General features: G+C 60.0%; 17 protein-coding genes. 13 read left to right on the top strand and 4 right to left on the bottom strand.

All coding sequences use genetic code 11. The features are described 5' to 3' along the window. Positions 1 to 48 precede the first annotated feature (48 nt). The 4 genes from spoIIID to JI721_RS05500 all read left to right on the top strand — a co-directional run bounded on the left by spoIIID (position 49) and on the right by JI721_RS05500 (position 3,873). Positions 49 to 339 (top strand): sporulation transcriptional regulator SpoIIID, encoded by a 291-nt coding sequence (gene spoIIID, locus JI721_RS05515; RefSeq protein WP_274457061.1) that lies wholly within the window; start codon positions 49 to 51, stop codon positions 337 to 339. Between the two features lie 197 nt (positions 340 to 536). Next, positions 537 to 1,568, top strand: coding sequence for a rod shape-determining protein (gene mreB / locus JI721_RS05510; protein ID WP_274457060.1), 1,032 nt, complete (start codon positions 537 to 539; stop codon positions 1,566 to 1,568). 105 nt (positions 1,569 to 1,673) lie between these two features. Then, the gene (locus JI721_RS05505; protein WP_274457059.1) at positions 1,674 to 2,915 is read left to right on the top strand and encodes a flagellar basal body rod C-terminal domain-containing protein; all 1,242 of its coding nucleotides are present in this window, start codon (positions 1,674 to 1,676) and stop codon (positions 2,913 to 2,915) included. Between the two features lie 118 nt (positions 2,916 to 3,033). Beyond that, the gene (locus JI721_RS05500; protein ID WP_274457058.1) at positions 3,034 to 3,873 is read left to right on the top strand and encodes a flagellar hook-basal body protein; all 840 of its coding nucleotides are present in this window, start codon (positions 3,034 to 3,036) and stop codon (positions 3,871 to 3,873) included. Positions 3,874 to 4,473: 600 nt separating this feature from the next. Here JI721_RS05500 and JI721_RS05495 read toward each other — a convergent pair. The 3 genes from JI721_RS05495 to JI721_RS05485 all read right to left on the bottom strand — a co-directional run bounded on the left by JI721_RS05495 (position 4,474) and on the right by JI721_RS05485 (position 8,380). After that, positions 4,474 to 5,169 (bottom strand): MarR family transcriptional regulator, encoded by a 696-nt coding sequence (locus JI721_RS05495; RefSeq protein ID WP_274457057.1) that lies wholly within the window; start codon positions 5,167 to 5,169, stop codon positions 4,474 to 4,476. Between the two features lie 859 nt (positions 5,170 to 6,028). Next, complete coding sequence (locus JI721_RS05490) at positions 6,029 to 7,153, bottom strand: aldose 1-epimerase (protein ID WP_274457056.1); 1,125 nt, start codon at positions 7,151 to 7,153, stop codon at positions 6,029 to 6,031. Between the two features lie 30 nt (positions 7,154 to 7,183). Continuing rightward, positions 7,184 to 8,380: an ROK family transcriptional regulator gene (locus tag JI721_RS05485; RefSeq protein WP_274457055.1), complete on the bottom strand. Its 1,197-nt coding sequence runs from the start codon at positions 8,378 to 8,380 to the stop codon at positions 7,184 to 7,186. A 782-nt stretch (positions 8,381 to 9,162) separates the two neighbouring features. Between JI721_RS05485 and JI721_RS05480 the strand changes: the two genes are divergently transcribed. From JI721_RS05480 to pgsA, 8 genes are all read left to right on the top strand, one after another. Further along, positions 9,163 to 10,263: a sugar ABC transporter substrate-binding protein gene (locus tag JI721_RS05480; protein WP_274457054.1), complete on the top strand. Its 1,101-nt coding sequence runs from the start codon at positions 9,163 to 9,165 to the stop codon at positions 10,261 to 10,263. Positions 10,264 to 10,329: 66 nt separating this feature from the next. Next, the gene (locus JI721_RS05475) at positions 10,330 to 11,853 is read left to right on the top strand and encodes a xylose ABC transporter ATP-binding protein (RefSeq protein WP_274457053.1); all 1,524 of its coding nucleotides are present in this window, start codon (positions 10,330 to 10,332) and stop codon (positions 11,851 to 11,853) included. Continuing rightward, a complete protein-coding gene (locus JI721_RS05470; RefSeq protein WP_274457051.1) occupies positions 11,846 to 13,021 on the top strand; it encodes a sugar ABC transporter permease in 1,176 nt (391 codons plus the stop codon). Before JI721_RS05475 ends, JI721_RS05470 begins: the two co-directional genes overlap by 8 nt. A 934-nt stretch (positions 13,022 to 13,955) precedes the next feature. After that, positions 13,956 to 15,272 (top strand): xylose isomerase, encoded by a 1,317-nt coding sequence (gene xylA, locus JI721_RS05465; protein ID WP_274457050.1) that lies wholly within the window; start codon positions 13,956 to 13,958, stop codon positions 15,270 to 15,272. A gap of 31 nt (positions 15,273 to 15,303) precedes the next feature. Then, entirely contained in the window at positions 15,304 to 16,800 is a 1,497-nt protein-coding gene (xylB, locus tag JI721_RS05460) for a xylulokinase (RefSeq protein WP_274457049.1), read from the top strand. Between the two features lie 284 nt (positions 16,801 to 17,084). Then, the gene (locus tag JI721_RS05455) at positions 17,085 to 17,354 is read left to right on the top strand and encodes a hypothetical protein (RefSeq protein ID WP_274457048.1); all 270 of its coding nucleotides are present in this window, start codon (positions 17,085 to 17,087) and stop codon (positions 17,352 to 17,354) included. A gap of 72 nt (positions 17,355 to 17,426) precedes the next feature. Further along, the gene (locus tag JI721_RS05450; RefSeq protein ID WP_274457047.1) at positions 17,427 to 18,962 is read left to right on the top strand and encodes a hypothetical protein; all 1,536 of its coding nucleotides are present in this window, start codon (positions 17,427 to 17,429) and stop codon (positions 18,960 to 18,962) included. Positions 18,963 to 19,634: 672 nt separating this feature from the next. Next, a complete protein-coding gene (pgsA, locus tag JI721_RS05445; protein WP_274457046.1) occupies positions 19,635 to 20,174 on the top strand; it encodes a CDP-diacylglycerol--glycerol-3-phosphate 3-phosphatidyltransferase in 540 nt (179 codons plus the stop codon). On the opposite strand, the gene JI721_RS05440 is transcribed toward pgsA, so the two are convergent. After that, positions 20,156 to 20,356, bottom strand: a complete 201-nt coding sequence (locus JI721_RS05440; RefSeq protein ID WP_274457045.1) for a hypothetical protein — start codon at positions 20,354 to 20,356, stop codon at positions 20,156 to 20,158. The two genes, pgsA and JI721_RS05440, sit on opposite strands and share 19 nt — an antisense overlap. Positions 20,357 to 20,518: 162 nt before the next feature. On the opposite strand from JI721_RS05440, the gene fabZ reads away from it, so the two are divergent. Further along, entirely contained in the window at positions 20,519 to 20,956 is a 438-nt protein-coding gene (gene fabZ / locus JI721_RS05435; protein ID WP_274457044.1) for a 3-hydroxyacyl-ACP dehydratase FabZ, read from the top strand. The last annotated feature ends 423 nt before the right edge of the window (positions 20,957 to 21,379 follow it).

Below are 21,379 nucleotides of genomic sequence, written 5' to 3'. Positions count from 1 at the left end.
CCTCATATACTGTATCAGACCATTTGGAGAAATGGGGAGGCGAGGGGAGTGCATGATTACATCAAGGAGCGTACTCTGAAAATCGGAGAGTATATTGTTGAAACCCGGAATACGGTGCGGACCATCGCACGGGAGTTCGGGGTCTCCAAGAGCACGGTCCACAAAGACTTGACGGAGCGCTTGCCGGAAATCAACCCTGATTTGGCAAACCGCGTCAAGGAAATTCTCGAATATCATAAGTCCATTCGCCACTTGCGCGGCGGCGAGGCGACCAAGTTGAAGTACCACAAGGACGACGTGGCCGCAGATGACACGAAAAGTTTTGAGGTCGCGAAGTAAAAGGCTGCGAAGCACAAAGTCGCCGAGTGAGAACGCCGAGAAACAAGTCGTCTATGAACGTTTCAAAGTGGAGAAGGAGTTTCTGTCGGACTGTAGAAAACTTATCCGTATTCAGATTCGCAATCCTTGACAAATGTTGACACCAAGTGACAACATACACGCTCAGATGCACGCCTAGTTGGGGAGGACTCGCCGTAATGTTATCCAGAGATATTGGTGTTGACTTGGGCACGGCGAACGTGCTGGTGCACGTTCAGGGTAAGGGGGTCGTGTTAAACGAGCCTTCGGTGGTGGCTATCGATCAGCTGACCAAACAGGTTGTCGCGGTCGGCGAGGAGGCCAGGCAGATGCTCGGCAGAACGCCCGGAAACATTGTGGCGATTCGGCCGTTGCGCGAAGGCGTGATTGCTGACTTCGAAGTCACGGAGATCATGCTGCGTCACTTCATTCGCAAAACGCTTGGCAAAGGGTTGATGGCGAGACCCCGAGTGATGATTTGTGTACCTGCGGGAATTACGTCCGTCGAGCAAAAGGCGGTGCGCGAAGCCGCGGAAGCCTGCGGCGTCAAGCACGTCGACCTCATTGAGGAACCCAAAGCGGCCGCCATTGGCGCGGGACTGAACATCTTTGAACCAAGTGGCAGCATGGTGGTGGATATCGGTGGCGGCACAACCGATATCGCCGTGCTGTCCCTTGGTGATGTCGTCACCTCTGCCTCCATTCGCGTCGCAGGGGACAAGCTCGACGAGGCGATCGTCCGATATATTCGCAAGGAATACAATTTGCTCATCGGTGAACGTACCGCAGAAGAGCTGAAGAAGGAACTGGCGACCGTGTATCAAGGGAGCCGAACGGGATCGACCGATGTCCGCGGCCGCGACATGATGAGCGGCCTGCCGAAAACGGTGACCGTACATGCGGAGGAGATGCGCTCCGCACTCCAGGAACCGATTGAGGCCATCATCGCCGCGACGAAGTCCGTGCTGGAACAAACCCCCCCGGAGCTCGCCGCCGACATTTTCGACAAAGGTGTTGTGCTCACCGGGGGCGGCGCACTCGTGGACGGATTGGACAAGCTCATGATGCATGAACTGCAGATCCCGGTGCACATTGCGGACGACCCGATGTCCTGCGTGGTGGTGGGTACCGGTATGTATATCGACAGCCCGTATCGCCGGCGGATTCAGTCAGCGCCGCGTACACGTTCACGCCGCCGCCGCTGGTGGTGAGGGCGGACAAGCACCGGCGGGGCTTGTACGGGCTGCCCGCGCACCGGCGCGGGCCATGCATTCGTGTATCTCGCGCGCCCCGATTCAGATGTGGAGGGACAACCCATGCTCAGAGGCTTGACAACCGCAGCATCCGGCATGTTGGCGGATGAACGACTGCAGCAGCTGCTCGCCAACAACCTCGCGAACGCCGAGACGCCGGGATTTAAGTCTTCCGACGGGCAGCTCACCGAGTTTCCGCAGCAGCTCATTGAAAACATCAACAGCGCCACGGGCCAGTCATCCGGAACCGTGGGGCAAATCGGCACCGGTGTCGTCATGCAGCAAGGCGTCCCCATTTTCTCAGAGGGCAGCCTGACCAGTACCGGGCGAAACCTCGATGTCGCCATCACCGACAACACGCCCGCGGGCACGTACGCGGCGGTGGCCGGACCCGGCGGGGCCAACGCAGGTCAGGGCGCGAACGGCGGGCTCCCCGTCTCCGTGAACGGAACCGTGACCGTCGGTGCCAACAACATCCTGTCCATCAACGGCCAGCCGCTCGCGGTGCTGGACAGCGCGGGCGACGTCATGCCGGGCGTGTACGCCGCGCGGAATCCGGCGTACCAGGGCTCGGCGCTGTACGCTGCCAACGGATCGCCCAACTACGACAGCAACGGCAACCCATCGTACGTCTTCGTCAATGCGGCGGGCCAGACGGTCGGCAGCCCAGCCGACACGCAGTGGGAAGGGGCTGGCCTGCGCATCGGTGACCAGGACGACATGGGCCTGCACAGCTTCTATCCGGTCGACTTCCAGTCGCCCTACAGTCCATCGGGGATTGTCCTGACCCGCGACGGCAGTCTCAGCGTCAATTCGAACCACGAACTCGTCGACGCCGCCGGCAACGCCATTTTGGCGGTCGGTGCCAATGGCCTGCCCATCCCCGGGGCGCACATCGTGATCAACACCAACTACCAGGGCACGGACTTGTTTAGCCCGACGGGCGGACCCGTCGTGGACCAGAACGGTCAGCCTTCGTATCGGGTCATCGGCGCCAATGGAACTGTCATTCCTGGTGCCCGTCTGGGCACCGTCGACGCGGACGTCACCCAGTTGCAGCCGCTTGGGCAGACCGAGTTTCAGGTTGGGCAAAGCCTCACCACAGCGCAGGTGATGGCCCAGTTACGGCCGGGCACAGGCTCCATTCACCCGGGCGAACTCGAGCAGAGCAACGTGGACGTCACCACGACGATGACCCAGATGATGCAGGTCATGAACCAGTATCAGGCCAACCAGGAAGTCGTGAAGACAGAGGACGCCATGCTGGGGCTTGCGACCAGCGACGTCGGCAAGGTGAGCGGATAGTGAGCGGTCGTGCGCAGAGCCGGTAGAGCAGCTGCGCCGTCCGGGAAATCGTGCGGGGCTGCGTGTGGAAGCTGCGCCAGCGCCAATCGCGCAACGAAATCCTTAGGAGGGTCACGCCATGCAGGCATTTTCCGCGAGTTTGTCCGGGATGCAGGCCGGCCTTAAGTGGCTGGACAACATCGGCAACAACGTCGCGAATGAGGATACACCAGGTTTCGCGGAGAACACCCAGTCCTTCGAGGATGCACTGACCAGCGCTGTGACCGCGAACGCCACCGCCCCGGGGGTCGCTGGGCGACTCACCCCGCCCGGATGGAACGGGGGGACGGGCGTCGTTGCCACCGCAACCGAAAACAACTTCGCCCAGATGCCTTTGGAGACCACGGGGAACCAGACCGATCTCGCGATCAACGGCTCTGGCTTTTTCTTGGTGCGCGGCGCCAACGGGCAAATCGAACTGACCAAGGCAGGCAACTTCCAATGGAGCAAGAACGCCGCCGGCCAGTTTGAACTCACCACGCCCACCGGGGAAGCGGTGCTGGACACGAATGGGAATCCCATCGTCGAACCCACACATCCAACAGGCAGCTTTTCGGTCGGGCCGGATGGGACGGTGTCATTTGGATCCGGCGGGGCGTCCAGCGGCACCGCGCGTCAGCAGCGGATCGCGATCGCCGAGATCCCGCTTCCCAACATCTCCCTCGTCGCCCAGTCCAACAATGTCTTCACGGTGCAGCCTGGGTTTACGCCGCGCATCGTAAACGCCGCGGGTGGGGCCGGGGGCGCTGCGACAGCGGCGGCCGGCACGATTCAGCAGGGGGCACTCGCCATGAGCAACGTGGACCTGACGGTGCAGATGACCGACATGATTCAGGCGCAGCAGATGTTCGCGATCAACGAAGAAGCCCTGCAACTGACCAATCAGATGCAACAGGATGCCTCGAGCCTGCAGGGGTAACCGCAGCCGGGGCGAGGTAAGGCCGGGGAGGGGTAAGGCCGGGGAGGACCGACGCCCGGCCGGCAGCCAACGGCGCCTGGCCAGCCCCGCCCGACGGCCACCCGGCGGCCGCCTATGGCACGAAAGGCTCCCTAAGTCGGCCGGTCCGGCTTGGCCGGACCCCCATTAAGGCATGAAAGGTGCCTAAAGCGGCGGGGAGGGCCCGGCCCGGCGACCGCCTATGGCACAAAAGGCTCCTTAAGTCGGCCGGTCCGGCTTGGCCGGACCCCCATTAAGGCAAGAAAGGTGCCTAAAGCGGCGGGGAGGGCCCGGCCCGGCGGCCGCCTATGGCACAAAAGGCTCCTTAAGTCGGCCGGTCCGGCTTGGCCGGACCCCCATTAAGGCAAGAAAGGTGCCTAAAGCGGCGGGGAGGGCCCGGCCCGGCGACCGCCTATGGCACAAAAGGCGCCCTAAGTCGGCCGGTCCGGCTTGGCCGGACCCCCATTAAGGCATGAAAGGTGCCTAAAGCGGCGGGGAGGGCCCAAGTCTCAGGCACGCCCATGGCACAGGCACGCCCAAGGCCCAGGCAGGTTCCATCCCGTCCCACTGCGCCGCCGACCACTATACCCGCAGATTCGCCCACTGCGGGCGAACCCGGTACGACCGGATCCGCTGAGAGCCACTCGCGGGCTCGAGCCAACCACTCGCGACCAGCCGTTTCAGATGCTCGCTCGCCGCGTGCCTCTCCAGCCGGAATCGTGTGACAATGTCCCGCGTGGTGATTGGACGCCCTGCGCCAATCGCCAGTCGAACAATCTCTCGGTCGAGCACACGCAGTGCGCCAAGTCCCTTCGAGACCTCCACCGTCAGCCGGCCGATGAGCTGCTGCAGCGTGCGTTGACAGTTCCGGGCGCGATCGCTCACTACCACATACGGAAATCGAATTACGTACCACCCATCAATCACCAGATCGTTCTGGCGCAAACGGTCGTCTATGAATTCCTCCTGCGAATGGGTCCAATGCGTTGCCTGGCCGTCGATCTCGATCGCGATCTGAAACCCTGGCTGTATGTACGCGAAATCAATGTAGCGCAGCCCATCCCTGAAGTCGCGCACGGCGTACTCAGGGTGGAGGTTGTCGAATTGGTAGAACGCCGGCCACCAAACCTTTTCCGCAAAGGTGCGTTCCGCATGTCCCAGGCCGTTCTCTATCCTTCGGCCCGCGTCGCCCGTTCGCTTGCGGCGATGAGATGCGATCCAACTTTGATAAGCTTCTTCAAACTCCATCCACACCCACGCCTCCCACTCCGGTCGCATTGTGCTTCACCCTTCTATCAATACCACGGTCGATCCCGCTCGTCGATGACGCCGAGAAGAGTTTCGTTTCCATCCGAAACATTTGCCGAATTTTCTGCCGATCTCGCCGTTACGCGCGCCTCACACGTCATACGTCAACGTCACACGTCAGCCCATGTGTCGCGAACGGAGCTCTTCGCCCAGCGGCCGCACAAGGCATGAAAGGCTCCCTAAGTCGGCCGGTCCGGCTTGGCCGGACCAATGTCGAACCACCCTTTAGGCAGGAAAGGTTCCCAACGCGGCGAGGCTGGCCCCGCCCGGCGGCCGCACAAGGCATGAAAGGCGCCTTAAGTCGGCTGGTCCGGCTTGGCCGAACCCCCGATTAGGCATGAAAGGTGCCTAACGCGGCGAGGCTCGCCCCGCCCAGCGGCCGCACAAGGCATGAAAGGCGCCTTAAGTCGGCCGGTCCGGCTTGGCCGGACCCCCATTAAGGCATGAAAGGTGCCTAAAGCGGCGGGGCCTGCGCCGCCCGGCGGCCGCACAAGGCATGAAAGGCACCTTAAGTACGACGGTCCGGCTTGGCCGGACCCCCGATTAGTCATGAAAGGTTCCTAACGCGGCGAGGCTGGCCCCGCCCGGCGGCCGCACAAGGCATGAAAGGCGCCTTAAGTCGGAAGGTCCGGCTTGGCCGGACCCCCGATTAGTCATGAAAGGTTTCTAACGCGGCGAGGCTGGCCCCGCCCGGCGGCCGCACAAGGCATGAAAGGCGCCTTAAGTCGGCCGGTCCGGCTTGGCCGGACCCCCGATTAGGCAGGAAAGGTGCCTAACGCGGCGAGGCCCGCACCGCCCGGCGGCCGGGTGCCTCCCGCCCTCACCTCAATCATCCCCAGGACAGCGTGGACTTCGCGGTCCATTTTTCCTGTGGCTTCAGGCCGATGAGGCCCGTGAGTGCCGGCGGAAAGTGGAGATTGGGTGCGTTTACGACACAGGTCATGGGTTCTGGGCAGATAAAGGGTCCTTTGGCACCATGATTCCACACCATCCATGTCCGATATGCGGGGGAAACTTCATAGGTGAGCGTGGCACCAGTCCGCAGATCCGTCAATTCGGCCTTGTGCGGCTGGTTGTTTTGTGGCGCAAAAAAGTGCGAGTCGAGCGGTTGGAAGAAGGGATAGACGCCCCGATTCAGAGCCTCTTGTACGGGGGTCGATCGCGACGTTTCCGGCAGGCCTCGACCGTTCAACAGCCATTCGTCCCCGACCTGGATGCGAAATCGATAATCCGCGGCCACACTTCGCGGGTCAAAGGGAACCCGCAGGGCGGTGTGAAATCCGAGCATCAGGGGCATCACTGTGCTGCCAAGGTTCGTGATCTCCACGCGTTGAACCAGTGTGGTTGGACCTAAAACGTATTGAATCGACATGCGGAACTCGTGCGGGAATACCTCATAGAGCGCAGTCCCCGGCTGGAGGTGGAAGTCCGCTGTCAACCAAGCGATACCCTCGCCGCCCCGCATGAGCTCGCCCTTACCTGCGCTGAACTCGATGTCCTTGCTTGCGCCGAGCCCATGCTCGTCCGTACTGCTGCCCAAATCGCGCACGGTCCACGGCTGGTCATACAGGAACCCGTGCAGGTTGTTGTTGCGCTCCAGTTCGTTTATCGGCAAGCGATAGTCGCGGCCTTCGAAGGAAAAGCGGCCATCTTCCATACGGTTGGGTGGAAAAAGCACCGGGATTCCATAGGAAAAGGGCTGCGCACGATACCGCTCCATCGAGGGCGCACCGCCGTACTCTGCGCCGGATCCGCCTTCGTACTGAGCCCCGAAGGCCTCGTCGTCGACAGGCTCGTGCAGAAAGTGCAGGTTTCTGTGCGTATCGCGTAATGCAATCAGATTGCCGCCTGCGGTGGGCAAGTAAACAGCCTGCGACCGATCGGTTTCCAAGATGACGCACGGGATGCCGGCGTAGGTTGACGCGAGGGCCCGCGCTGACTGACCTGCTTTCACAGATCATCCCCTCCCCTTCGAACGCGTCTTTTATGACTGCAATTGCGCGGCGTCGACGGACTGATGGACGCGGGGGCCGGAGAAGAAGTCATGCAGCACGACAGAAGCCGCCCCGACCGCGCACGTGTCCTGCCCGAGCGAGGTGAATTGAATTTGGACGTCTGCGTAGCCTGCGACAAAGCACCGGGATTGGACAGTTTGGTGGATTTGCCGCATGAGCCCATCGCCTGCGTCACGCAATCGGTTGCCGATGATGATGAGTGTCGGGTTCAGTGCGTTGACGATATTCGATATGCCGATGCCGAGATACTTCCCGACGAACTGCACGGCCTCGAACGCGAATGCATCCCGCGCTTTGGCAAGACCGAGAATTTCTTCGCTCGTGCACGAGCGGCCCGATAATTTTTGATACACACTGACCAGTGCTTTCTCCGAGGCGTACATCTCCCAGCACCCTTGGCTCCCGCAGTGGCACTTCCAGCCTTGAGGCTCAACAATCATATGGCCAAATTCGCCAGCCATTCCGTCGGCGCCGCGAATGAGTTCGTGATTGACGATGATCCCGGTGCCCAACCCCACGCCGGCGCTTACATAGATCAGGTCAGAGACGTCGCGCCCAGCACCGCTGAGTTTCTCGGCCAAGGCTCCGGCGTTGGCCTCGTTATCCACGTAGACGGGGACACTGAGGTGATGTTCCAGCAGGGCCTTCAGGTGAATGTTCTTCCAATTCAGGTTCGGCGCATTGATCACGATGCCTCTGGTGAAGTCCACCAGCGCCGGCACCGCCACACCGACCCCCACAATCCCTAAGGGTGAACTGGGCAGCTGCGTGGCCAGTTCACGCACCTTGCGAACGAGGGTATCAATAACATGTTGCGGTTCGAAGGAGGAGACGGAGGATTCCATCACCTGAACAATTTGTCCGGCCAGGTCGGTGGCGACAATCCGTGCAAAACCAACTTGCAGGTCAATGCCGATCACGAAACCGGCCGATGCGTTGAACATCAGCAAAATGGGCCTGCGGCCGACCTGTGAGGTTCCGTGGCCCACCTCAACGACGAGGTGGCCGGCGATTAATTCGTCAATCAATGAAGAAACGGTCGCTTTATTGAGACCGGTCATGGCGGCCAGTTGTGTTCGGGACATTTCCCCTTGAAAGCGCAGCGCGTTCAGCAAAATGGTCCGATTCAGTTCCTTGATATAGGCTTGGTCGCCGGTGCGCGTCACGTGATTCACCTCAACTCTTTGTCCACAGCATACAACTTGGAGCTTCCCTCTAAACATTAGCACACTATTTGTATGAAGAATATACAAACGGAATAAAAGAAAGCGGAAAAATCACACTGGGTGGGGGCAGCATGGGGGCGATGACGCCCAGCAAGCGGAGAAGACGGCGCCTGTATGCCGGGGCGGCGAAGATCAGTTGAAAATGTTCCGTAACGCGCTTCACGCAGTGAAGAATCCCATGATATCAGTCGGTTCTTCCTGGAACCTCGATGGCAAGAGGATTTATCATCGAATTTTAATCTGCGAAGACCTGGAATTCCCGGTCTGCTCTAGTTGAAATCTTCTGTGTTGGATGCTACTATATGTTTGTTGATTGGCCAAATTATTAGATGGGTTTAAACGTGGCCGATTTGAGTTGGTCGGGTTCGAAAGCGGTTGCAGCAGTTTCGAACGTGCACAGGTGCACCAGGGTGTGTGAGCAGCGCGGTGCACAAGGCGTACATATCGGCGTTTTCTCTCGAGACAACCTGTTTTTATTGGCATTGAAGAAAGGGTTTTCAAAAGGGTGTCTCGAGGTTTCATCTGATTCCGTTTGTACGTTTGGGGGTGGATACGGTTTGTCTGTTCGGTAGGTTGGGGGGCCATCGCTCGGGTCCATCACAGGATGGGTTGCAGATGGAGCTTTGGCCGAATCTCTTTGGTGGTGCTTTTGACGGAAATCTTCATTGAACATTCCGCAAACATTCTGCAAAAAATCACGAAGGAGTCTAGGGGGTTAAAAGATGAAGAGGAAGTTTTCCAAGTTCACGGGCGTATTGGCCGTCGGATGCGCTGCGGCGCTGACTTTGGCAGGGTGCGGAACGGGGAGCAATGCTGGCAGCAGCAATGCCGGCTCATCCAATTCGACGAGTGCGTCGGGGGCGGTCAAAATTGGGTTGTCATTTGGGGATTTGAACCTGGAGCGGTGGCCCCACGACGAAAAGGACATTACGTCTTACATCAAGGCGCATGATCCGAACGCGCAAGTCCTTGTGCAGGATGCCAACGGCAGTTCTTCAACCCAGGTGTCGCAGTGTGAAAATCTGATTTCCGAAGGCGTCAAGGTTCTCATTATCAACGCGCAAAACGGGAGTGCGCTGGTCCAGGTGCTCAATGACGCGAAACGAGCCGGGATCCCGGTGATTGCCTACGACCGCATGATTGAAAACGGGCCGGTGAGCCTCTATGTCTCCTATGACAACGAGAAGGTCGGAGAACTGCAAGCACAATATCTCACGCAGGTTGCGCCGAAGGGAAACTACGTGTTGCTGGAGGGTGATCCGACCGACCCGAACGCAACGCAGTTCTACAATGGGCAAATGAAAGTGCTCAATCCGTACATTAAGAATGGTTCTATCAAAGTCGTCTATAAGCAATGGACGAACAACTACGATACGAATACCGCCGAATCGGAAATGGAAGATGCGCTGACGAAGACGCAGAACAACGTGACGGCGGTGCTGGATGCAAACGACTCCATTGCGTTGGGTGCCATTCAGGCGTTGAAGCAGCAACACCTTGCCGGGAAGGTTCCCACCACCGGCCAAGATGCTGACCTGGCGAACTGTCAGGACATCGTCGAAGGCTTGCAGACCATGACGGTGTATAAGCCCATCAACACCGAAGCGGACGATGCTGCACAAGCGGCGCTTGACCTGGCTGCGGGCAAGACCCCGAAGACGACGGGCACGACAGACAATGGATTCACGAAAGTTCCGTCCATCCTGCTCAGCCCGGTCGCGGTGACGAAGAGCAATATGATGGACGAAATCGTCAAGAGCGGTTTTCATACGGAGGCCCAGGTCTACGCGAACGTGCCGAAGTCACAATGGCCGAAGAACTAGCGATCACCGATGCTTGCCAGGATCGTCGAACAAACGGTTGGCGGTCCTGGCAAAGGGGGCTGCAACATGTCGGACTGGGTCCTGGAAATGGACAATATCACCAAAGAGTTCTCGGGTGTAAAGGCCCTGGATGGCGTGTCCTTCAAAGTAAAACCGGGCGAAATTCACGCACTGTGCGGGGAAAACGGCGCCGGAAAATCGACTCTCATGAAAGTGCTGAGCGGGGTCTATCCGCACGGAACGTTCACGGGCAGCATTCGAATCCGCGGCCAGGAAGCGCGGTTTCACTCCGTGAAGGATTCAGAGAGAGCCGGTATCGGCATTATCCATCAAGAGCTGAACCTCATCCCGGAACTTGCGGTCTATGAAAACATGTTTCTCGGGCAGGAACTGGGGCGCGGCGGCATCATCTCGCCTGCGGCGATGCAGCAGGAGGCGCAAAAACTCCTGCGGCAATTGAATTTGCATGTCCCCGCGACCGAGAAGATTAAAAATCTGGGCATCGGCGAACAGCAGCTCGTCGAAATCGCCAGAGCCATCAAGAACAAGACCGACATCCTTGTGTTGGATGAGCCGACTGCGGCGTTGACCGACAAGGAAACGGAGATTGTCCTGGGCATCATCCTGGACCTGAAACAACGCGGCACTTCGATTATCTATATCTCGCACAAGTTGAAAGAAGTGATGTCCATCGCGGACACCATCACGGTGTTGCGGGATGGAAAGACGATTGGAACCCATCCTGCTGCCGACATGACAGAGTCCAAAATCATCACGATGATGGTTGGCCGGGACCTGTCGACGATTTTCCCGAAGCGGGATCCGAACATTGGTGAATGCGCGCTCGAGGTTATGGATTGGAACGTCTACGACAGGACCTCCGGCCGCCACGTGGTTCAGGATGTTTCCTTTGAAGTTCGGAAAGGGGAAATCCTTGGCATCGCGGGGCTGGTCGGCGCGGGCCGGACGGAACTGGTCTCCAGCATCTTCGGTGCCTACCCGGGTAAATCGAGCGGCACGATTCGAGTGTTCGGCAAAAGGGTCGTGATTCGGCGTCCGGGAGACGCGATGGAACACGGCATTGGGCTGGTTACGGAGGACCGGAAAGAGCAAGGGCTGGTGCTGCAAATGAACATTCAACAAAACGCCACGCTGGCCCGGATTTCCCGTGGGTTGGGGCTCTCGATGTTAAATCAGTTGGACGAAGTTGCTTCGGTGAGCGACGTTGTGGAGAAGCTGAGGGTCAAATTCCGGTCCCTCGAAACGCCTGTCAGAACCCTCAGCGGAGGCAATCAACAAAAGGTGGTCCTGGCCAAGTGGATGTTGATTCAGCCGAAGATTCTCATTCTGGATGAACCGACCCGGGGCATTGACGTGGGCGCGAAACATGAAATTTACGAGTTGATGAATGAGCTCACACGCGAGGGCATGGCCATCATCATGGTTTCGTCCGAACTGCCGGAAGTTCTCGGCATGAGCGACCGCATCCTGGTGATGGCGAATGGAAGGGTCCAGGGGACGCTCATACGAGAGGAAGCCAGCGAAGTGAAGGTGTTGGAATTGGCCATGGGGAGGGAGCACCATGTATGACGTTCAGGATGTAACGGTGCGCGAGCGAACCCTGCGCACGCTCATCGGCAAGTGGGACATTCGGGCGTACACGATGGTTCTTGCGTTGGCAGGGTTATGGGTATTGTTCTCCATCCTGACCGGAGGGATGTTCATCCTTCCCAGAAACCTGTCGAACCTGTTTGAGCAATCCGCGGAAACCGCGGTCCTGGCGGTCGGGATGACGCTGGTCATCGTTTGTGCAGAAATTGACCTGTCCGTGGGGTCTTTGTGTGGTCTCGCAGGCGGCATTGCGGCGATCTGTCAGGTATCGTTTCACTGGAACACGTTCCTGTCCGTGCTGGCGGGTTTGGCGGCGGGATTGGTTGCAGGGTTATGGCAAGGCTGGTGGGTGGCGTATCGTCGCGTGCCGTCCTTTATTGTGACCTTGGGCGGGATGCTGATTTTTCGAGGCATCCTCATCGGACTCACGAACGGCACCAGTATAGCCCCGTTGTCGCAGACCTTCATGAGCATCAGTCAGACGTATCTCAGCAACATGCTTGGCATCATCCTCGGTGCCATCGCCGTCGTGCTGTACGTGTTGTTGACCATCCAGCAGCGCCGCAGACGGATACGTCTCCAGTTTCCCGTCAAGCCGCTGACGTCAGAAATTCTGGTGATGTCCGGCGTCATCATTCTCGTTGCGGCCTTTGTCTTCATTATGAATCTGTATTCTGGCATTCCGATGCCTGTATTCATCCTCATTGTCGTAGCCGCCATCTTTACGTTCATTGCCAGCCGCACGCGGTTCGGCCGGCACTTGTACGCCATCGGCGGAAACCGTGAGGCTGCGCGCATTTCCGGCATTCCCGTGAAGCGGCGGGTTCTCCTGGTGTTTGCGCTGAGTGGGCTTTTGGCTGGACTCACCGGCGTGCTCCTGGTGGCGCGCATGGGGGCAGGCACGGCAGACGCGGGCACAAACTACGAACTTGACGCCATCGCAGCCTGCGTCATCGGGGGCTCCAGCCTGTTGGGCGGCATTGGCACTATCCCAGGCTCCATCATCGGCGCCCTCGTGATGGGCAGCATCAACAACGGCATGAGCATTCTGAACGCGGCGCCCTTCTGGGAATACGTCGTGCCTGGACTGGTCATCATTGTTGCGGTTTGGTTCGATATGTCATCGAAGTTCCGCACCAGCAGTTAGGGCGGTTAGGGTTAGGGTGGACCGAGCTAGGGTGGACGGGTCGTGCCGGACCACCGCGAAGGTAGGAAAGGTGCCTAGAGTGCCGGGATGTCGGTGCGCAGGCGACGGCTTAGGGAAGGAAAGGCGCCCAAAGGGGCAGGTCCGGCCGTGCCGGACCACCACTAAGGTAGAAAAGGTGCCTAAAGCGCCGGGATGTCGGTGCGTAGGCGGCGGCTTAGGGAAGGAAAGGCGCCCAAAGGGGCAGGTCCGGCCGTGCCGGACCACCGCGAAGGTAGGAAAGGTGCCTAAAGCGCCGGGATGTCGGTGTGCAGGCGGCGGCTTAGGGCACAAAAGGCGCCAAAAGTCGGAAGGTCCGGCCGTGCCGGACCACCACTAAGGTAGGAAAGGTGCCTAAAGCGCCGGGATCCCAGTGTGCAGGCGGCGGCTTAGGGAAGGAAGGGCGCCCAAAGGGGCAGGTCCGGTTGTGCCGGACCACCGCGAAGGTAGGAAAGGTGCCTAAAGCGCCGGGATGTCGGTGCTTAGGCGGCGGCTTAGGGAAGGAAAGGCGCCCAAAGGGGCAGGAGCCAGTCCGGTTATCGGCACCTTAGGGAACAAAAGGCGCCAAAAGTCGGAAGGTCCGGCCGTGCCGGACCACCGCGAAGGTAGGAAAGGTGCCTAAAGCGCCGGGATCCCAGTGTGCAGGGGGCGGCTTAGGGCACGAAAGGCGCCCAAAGGGGCAGGAGCCAGTCCGGTTATCGGCACCTTAGGGCACAAAAGGCGCCAAAAGTCGGAAGGTCCGGCCGTGCCGGACCACCACTAAGGTAGAAAAGGTGCCTAAAGCGCCAGGGTGCCTAAAGCGTCGGAATGCCTAAAGTGCCAGGATGCCGGTGCGCACGCAGGCGGTGCGCCATATTCGTTCATTCGCATTCAACTAGACACATGAGAGGTGGACAACATGGCTTACTTTCCAGAGGTCGAGAAAGTCGTTTTTGAAGGGCGGAAGTCAACGAATCCGTTGGCGTTCAAATACTACAACCCATCGGAAGTCGTGCTCGGCAAGACGATGGAGGAGCACCTTCGATTTGCGGTGAGTTACTGGCACACGTTCACATTGCCGGGAACGGACCCGTTTGGCAACGCGACGATGATTCGCCCGTGGGACGGATACACGGGCATGGATTTGGCGAAGAAACGCGTCGAAGCGGCTTTCGAGTTTATGGAGAAAATCGGTGTTCAGTATTTTTGTTTCCATGACCGGGACATCGCGCCGGAGGGCACGACCCTGCGAGAGACCAACCGCAACCTTGACGTGATTGTCTCGATGATTGAGGCGCATATGAAGACGAGTGGGAAGAAGCTGCTGTGGAATACACAAAACATGTTTTCCCACCCGAGGTTTGTCCACGGGGCCGCTTCATCTCCGAATGCGGATGTGTTCGCCTACGCGGCCGCGCAGGTTAAGAAGGGACTCGAAGTTGCGCTGCGGCTGGGCGCTGAAAATTACGTCTTCTGGGGCGGGCGTGAAGGGTACGAAACGTTGTTGAACACCGACTTGAAGCTTGAGCTCGACAATCTGGCTCGGTTGTTCCACATGGCTTGTGATTATGCGGATGAGATTGGCTTCAAGGGTCAGTTCCTGCTGGAACCAAAACCAAAGGAACCGACGAAGCACCAGTATGACTTCGATGCTGCCAACACCATCGCGTTCCTGAAAACGTACGGACTCGATGACCGGTTCAAGCTGAACATTGAAGCGAACCATGCCACACTCGCCGGGCACACCTTCCAGCATGAATTGGCTGTCAGCCGCATCCACGGCATGTTGGGATCGGTCGACGCCAATCAGGGCGATCCGCTGCTGGGCTGGGACACGGACGAATTCCCGACAGACCTGTACGCCACCACACTCGCGATGATTGAGATTCTCAAGAACGGCGGCCTGCATTCCGGTGGTCTCAACTTCGACGCGAAGGTGCGCCGTGCGTCGATGACGCCGCTCGACTTGTTTTACGGACATATCGTCGGCATGGACAGTTTTGCGCGCGGGTTGAAAGTCGCGGCAAAATTAATCGAAGACAAGGTGCTGGACGACTGGATCGCGGCGCGCTATCGCAGCTACCGGGAAGGCATCGGCAAAGACATTGTCGACGGAAAGGCAACCCTCGCGACGCTCGAAGCGTACATCCTCGACAAAGATGTTCGCGTGACGACATCCGGGCGACAGGAGTACCTTTTGGCTGTCCTCAACCAGTACCTGCTCGAAGTTGAGTAAGAAAAACGGAAGCCAAGGAGCAATGGAAGCCATGGAATACGTGATTGGTGTCGACTTGGGAACGAGCAGCGTCAAGGCGCTGCTCGTCGACCAATGGGGCAGCGTGTGCGGGGAAGCATCAAGCGCGTATCCCCTCATTCAACAGCATTCCGGGTGGAGCGAGCAGGACCCGGAGGTGTGGGTCGAGCGAACCATCGACGCCCTGCACGCCCTCGTCACGGCGAGCGGCGTGCAAGGAGACGCGGTGAAAGGCATCAGTTTCTCGGGGCAAATGCATGGCCTGGTTCTGCTGGATGAGGATCACCAGGTGATTCGCAACGCGATCTTGTGGAATGACACCCGAACGTCGGCGGAATGCCGGAGGATTGAGGAGCGGTTGGGGGAACGTTTGCTGGCGACGGCCAAAAACCGGGCCCTCGAAGGATTCACGCTCCCCAAGCTGCTGTGGGTTCAACACAATGAACCCGACCACTTTGCGCGGGCGAAGACCTTCCTTCTGCCGAAGGACTACCTGCGCTTTCGATTGACGGGCAACATTGCCATGGAACCCTCGGATGCTGCTGGCACGATTCTGTTTGACGTGGCGAACCGGCGCTGGAGTGACGAGGTCGTCGCGGCGTTCGACTTGCCGCGTCACCTGTGTCCGCCCATCGTCGACTCGGACGCGTGTGTGGGCACCCTGCTGCCGGAAGTGGCGGCCCGCATTGGGCTCGCGGCCACTGTCCGGGTGTTTGCCGGCGGGGCAGACAATGCGTGCGGGGCGATTGGTGCCGGCATTCTTTCACAAGGGCAAACGATGTGCAGCATGGGTACGTCCGGGGTCATCCTTCATCATGAGCAGGATGGTTCCGCGGACTATCAAGGCAAGCTGCACTTTTTCAACCATGCGCAGCCTCGTGCCTTCTATTCCATGGGCGTGACCCTAGCGGCGGGGTACAGCCTGACTTGGTTTCGGGACACGTTTGTGCCGAATGAGGCCTACGACGATCTGCTGGCGCGTGCGCGCCGCGTTCCGCCAGGCGCCGAAGGCCTGCTCTTCGCCCCATACCTGGTCGGAGAACGCACACCATACGCAGACGCGAACATCCGCGGCAGCTTCATCGGCGTGGACGCGAGCCACACCTTGGACGCCTTTGCCCGCGCTGTCGTCGAGGGCATCACGTTTTCACTCCGAGACGCCATCGAAATCCTGCGCGGCAGGGGGAGGCGCATCGAAAGAATCGTCTCCATCGGCGGGGGCGCCAAAAGTGACACGTGGCTGCAAATCCAGGCGGACATCTTCAACAGTGAGGTCGTGCGGCTGCACAGCGAACAGGGGCCGGCGTTCGGCGCCGCGATGATTGCTGCCGTCGGATGCGAGTGGTACCCCACGCTGGAGGCGTGTGCACGGGTTTTTCTGAAGGAGAAGACAAGCGTTCATCCCATCCCCGAAAACGTCCGCACGTACCAGGCCCTCTACCACATCTATCGCGAAATCTACGAAAGCACACGGCGCATGAATGAAAAACTCCAGCCGTTTCGCAGGTGACGCCGGACCACCTCGCCGCTCGGTCCGGCTTTCCTTCCCATTCATCCTCCCATGTACACAAAACGCACAATTGTTTCGACAACAACGGACACAAACCGCCACAGCCTGTCCGAATTCTATCAACGAATGGGCAAGGTGCCTGCGAGATTCATAGGGTGGGCATACATATCAACCCGCCCACAGCCCTTCGCGCGACGCGTTGTGCTGGCAGGGCGCATATCTCGGCATCTGAAGCGGCCATCCTGTCCGCACCCAAGCCAGCCCATCCCTGGAGGTGAAACTGCGTGGTACAGAAGATCACGATCGCGATCTGCTCGCTTGGCCTGGTCGCCCTTTTGTCGGCATGCGGCGGGCATACGCTTTCGGCAGGGACACCCTCCAGCGGCGGGTCCGCAAATGCGGCGGCCGGCACCAGCAACGCGTCGATGCAGTCCCAGCTGGCCAACACGAATGTGACGGCGAAAGGCGTCGGGAAGGGCATCACGGCGGCACAGGCCAAGCAGGCGCAGGGTGCAGTCAACAACATCACCAATGTTGTAGGTCAGCTTCACTGAGCCGAAAAGGGCGACCCGCAGAATCCCAACAGGGCAGCCCTACAGAATCCCCAGAATGAGGAGGAATTTGACGTGAAGAGAATTTTACCCGCGATGGCAGGCGTAGCAGTGGCGATGGGCATGACGGTCTCCATGATGGGAACGGCGTTTGCATCCGAAGGCCACCAAGGCAGCGACGGCTCACGCGGGGTGTCCTTTTCCGCGAATGCCGTAAATCGGACAGGCAGTCACAGTGCCAAAGGTTCTGTTCACGCGAACCTTCACAATACGAAATTGAAACTGGCCGTCGATGCCAAGGCGAAGGCTCCTGACCACAGCAAACCAGACGCCGGCACGAAGCTGCATGCTCAAGTGAAGGCCAAGGCTGCCGATAAGCACGCGAAACAGGGCGTCATTCACCTGACCGCCAGCAGTGATGACAACGCCGTGGGCACAAGTGCCACGACTGGCGCAGGCGCAAGCGGCCAAGTCTCCACCAGCACGGGCAGTTCAGCTGGCAGCGGCGGTACGACGGGCACCAAGCAGAGCAACCCGGACGTCGCGGCCCTGCATCAGGAAATCCAGACGCTGCACGCCGACATTGCGGCTGCACAGGCAGCGCACAAGCAGCTGAACACGGCGCTGCAGCAGTACGTGGAGGCGCTGCAGAACGCGATCGCGGCCGGCAACACCAGCGGGGTGCAGAGCGCTGTCACCCAGGCACAAACGATTGAGAAGACACTGCACCAAGCGCTGGCCGACCAACAGGCGGAGCAAACCGGCGTGACCACATCGACGGCCGCACAGACGCAGGGCAAGCTGTCGCGCGCCATCCAGGCGATTGCCGCCGCGGACACGCGTGAGAAAGACAAGGCCGCTGCGATGGAACAAGCCGCCAGCGCCCTGCAGGCCCTGACCACGCAGCTGAACCAGAGCACCGCTGCCCTCACCTCGACCGGGAGCACCGGCGTCACGGTGACGACGGATGGTCAGTCGGGCACCGCATCGACGGACGGTAATGCCAGCACCTCGACGGCCGCGGGTACGACGGGATCGACCGGCACCGCTGGGACAGGCACCAGCACGACCGGCAGTGCCACCGTCGCGACCCTGCGTCAGGAACTCCAGACCCTGCACCAGGACATCGCCGCCGCACAAGCCGCGCACAAGGCATTGAACACCGCACTGCACCAGTTCGTTGTGGCGCTGCAGAACGCCATCGCGGACGGCAACACGACCGGCGTGCAGAACGCCCTCACCCAGGCAAAGTCAATTGAAAGCACGCTCCAGCAAGCCCTGACCGATCAGCAAGCGGAGCAGACCAGCGTCGCCACGTCGACGGCCGCGCAGACCCAGGGTAAACTGGCACGTGCCATCCAGGCAATTGCCGCCGCGGATACGCGCGAGCAAGCCAAGGCCGCTGCGATGGAACAAGCCGCCAGCGCCCTGCAGGCCCTGACCGCACAGCTGAACCAGAGCACCACAGCAACCGCGACGGGTAGTGCGAGTGGCAACGCGAGTGGAGCGGATTCTTCGAACTCCGGGAATGTGACGATCACGGTCGGCAGCGCCACGAATGCAACGGGATCGGCCAACTCATCCTCCTCGACCGCAACCAGCGCGAACTAAGCGAACGGCGTCTGGTGGGGTGGGGGTTCACCTGGATAGAGGCCGAGTATCAGCCAACAGACGACCCTGCATAATGGGGGTCGTCTGTTGCTGGTTATGGGGCCTAGGGCACGAAAGGCGCCTTACGTCGGACGGTCCGGCCGGGCCGGAGCACGCCGGAGCACGCCGGACCACCCATTAGGCAGGAAAGGTTCCTAAAGGGGTGGGGCTCTCTGCGACTCGTGGCGGCCTAGGGCACGAAAGGCGCCTTAAGTCGGACGGTCCGGCTGGGCCGGAGCACCCATTAGGCACCAAAGGTGCCTAAAGGGGCGGGGCTCTCTGCGGTTCGCGGCGGTCTAGGGCACGAAAGGCGCCTTAAGTCGGACGGTCCGGCCGGGCCGGACCACCCTTTAGGCAGGAAAGGTTCCTAAAGGGGCGGGGCTCTCTGCGGCTCGCGGCGGTCTAGGGCACGAAAGGCGCCTTAAGTCGGACGGTCCGGCTGCGCCGGACCACCCATTAGGCAGGAAAGGTGCCTTAGACCCTGGAGGCCCTGCAGGCCTCCGGCCAAGCCCCCGGCCAAGTCCGCCGCCGCTCGGCGTGATCGCCGACTTCCACCGATTCCTTCCCATATCCTTGCACCGCCCCCAAGCCGCCAGTATAATTGCCATGTACACCAGAGGGGGCGTGGGAAGCGTGAACATTCCGAACACGTTGACGGTCGTTCGGCTCTGTCTTATCCCCATCTATCTGTGGGCCTTCTACGCGACCCCAAGCCAGCATAAAGTGGGGGCGTTGGTGATCCTCCTGCTGGCAGGCTTGACAGATATTCTCGATGGCTATATCGCGCGACGGCGGGGGCTCGAGACGCAGGCAGGGCAATTGCTCGATCCGCTTGCGGACAAGCTTATGATGGTCGCCGTCTTGTTTTCGCTGATTCAGTCCGGACGCGTCCCGTGGCTTTTTGCCGGCTTGCTCGTGTTCCGCGATGCCGCGATGATTGTCGGCGCAGCCTTTTTTCACTTTCAAGGCAAGCGCGCCGTGCCGAAAGCCAACAAATGGGGCAAGTCGACCACGGTCGCGTACTACATCACCATCTGCGCCATCATTCTCGCCTGGCCGACGCAAACCGCTGGCGAGTGGTTCATGGGCTTCACGATTGTATTATCGTACATTACCAGCATTCTTTATGTAGCAAGCATGCAAATTATTGATATTCACCGGCGGGTGCTGTGATTCGAATGCAAATCGCGCCGCCATGACCGCATCTGCGCCATGACCACATCGACACCGTATCGCCGCCGAGATCCGGCGCCTGACTCAACCCCAGTGCTGAGTGTCCGCTTGACGACTGCCGTGGGCAGTCTGCCGCCCAGCAAACGCCACCCAAGCACATCGCCAGCGGACGCCCGCAGCACTTATGCGAACCTCCCGCGAGAGGATTGCTCCTATTGTGCAACGTTCAAGCTTCCGCTATGTCGGTACCATTCGGCGTCCGAGGCACATTCTGGAGACGCGGCACCGCCCGTTCCCGATGCAGCCGCAGCGCGCCAAGGAAACAGTGCAAAGGAGATACGACGTTGGAATACACACTGCCCATGTACGTGGAAGACATCCGAAAAATTCTGCCGCATCGTTACCCATTTTTGATGGTCGATCGCGTCACCGAACTTGACCTTGGCAAACGCGCGGTCGGCTACAAGATGGTCAGCGCAAACGAGCCCCACTTCACCGGCCACTTCCCGGACTACAACCTGATGCCAGGCGTGCTCATCGCGGAGGCGATGGCCCAGTTGGGCGGCGTCGCCATTTTGCTCATGGACGATTACGCGGACAAGCAGCCGATGCTCGCCGGGATCGACGAGATGCGCTTCCGCGGCCAGGTCCGCCCGGGTGACAAACTCGACATGGAGGTCCACATTGACCGCCTGCGCGGCTCCATCGGCAAAGGCCACGGCGTCGCGTCCGTCGACGGCAAGGTCGTCTGCGAGGGCCAGTTTGTGTTTGCGCTGGGGTGATCCCGGCGCATCGGGTGGCGTCTTTTCTTCCCCAAGGCCTCGCGGCCCCTTCCGCATTAGGCACCTTTCCTACCTAAATGGTGGTCCGGCGGGGCCGGACCGTCCGAGTTAAGGCACCTTTCCTGCCTTACCCAGCCCCAGCCGGGTCCATCGGTGCTCGCGTATGGCGCCTTTCCTTCCCTAAGGCGTCGCGAGGCGGAGAAAGCCCCGCGGCCCCTTCCGCATTAGGCACCTTTCCTACCTAAATGGTGGTCCGGCGGGGCCGGACCATCCGAGTTAAGGCGCCTTTCGCGCCTTACCCAGCTCCGTCCGGGTCCATCGGCGTACGCATATGGCGCCTTTCCTTCCCTAAGGCGTCGCGGCGGAGAAAGCCTCGCGGACCCTTCCGCATTAGGCACCTTTCCTGCCTTACCCAGCCCAGCC

Source organism: Alicyclobacillus cycloheptanicus (genome assembly GCF_028751525.1).
GTDB lineage: Bacteria > Bacillota > Bacilli > Alicyclobacillales > Alicyclobacillaceae > Alicyclobacillus_L > Alicyclobacillus_L cycloheptanicus.
The sequence above is the reverse complement of the archived record's forward strand: the minus strand, read 5'-3'. Positions and strand labels throughout refer to the sequence as shown.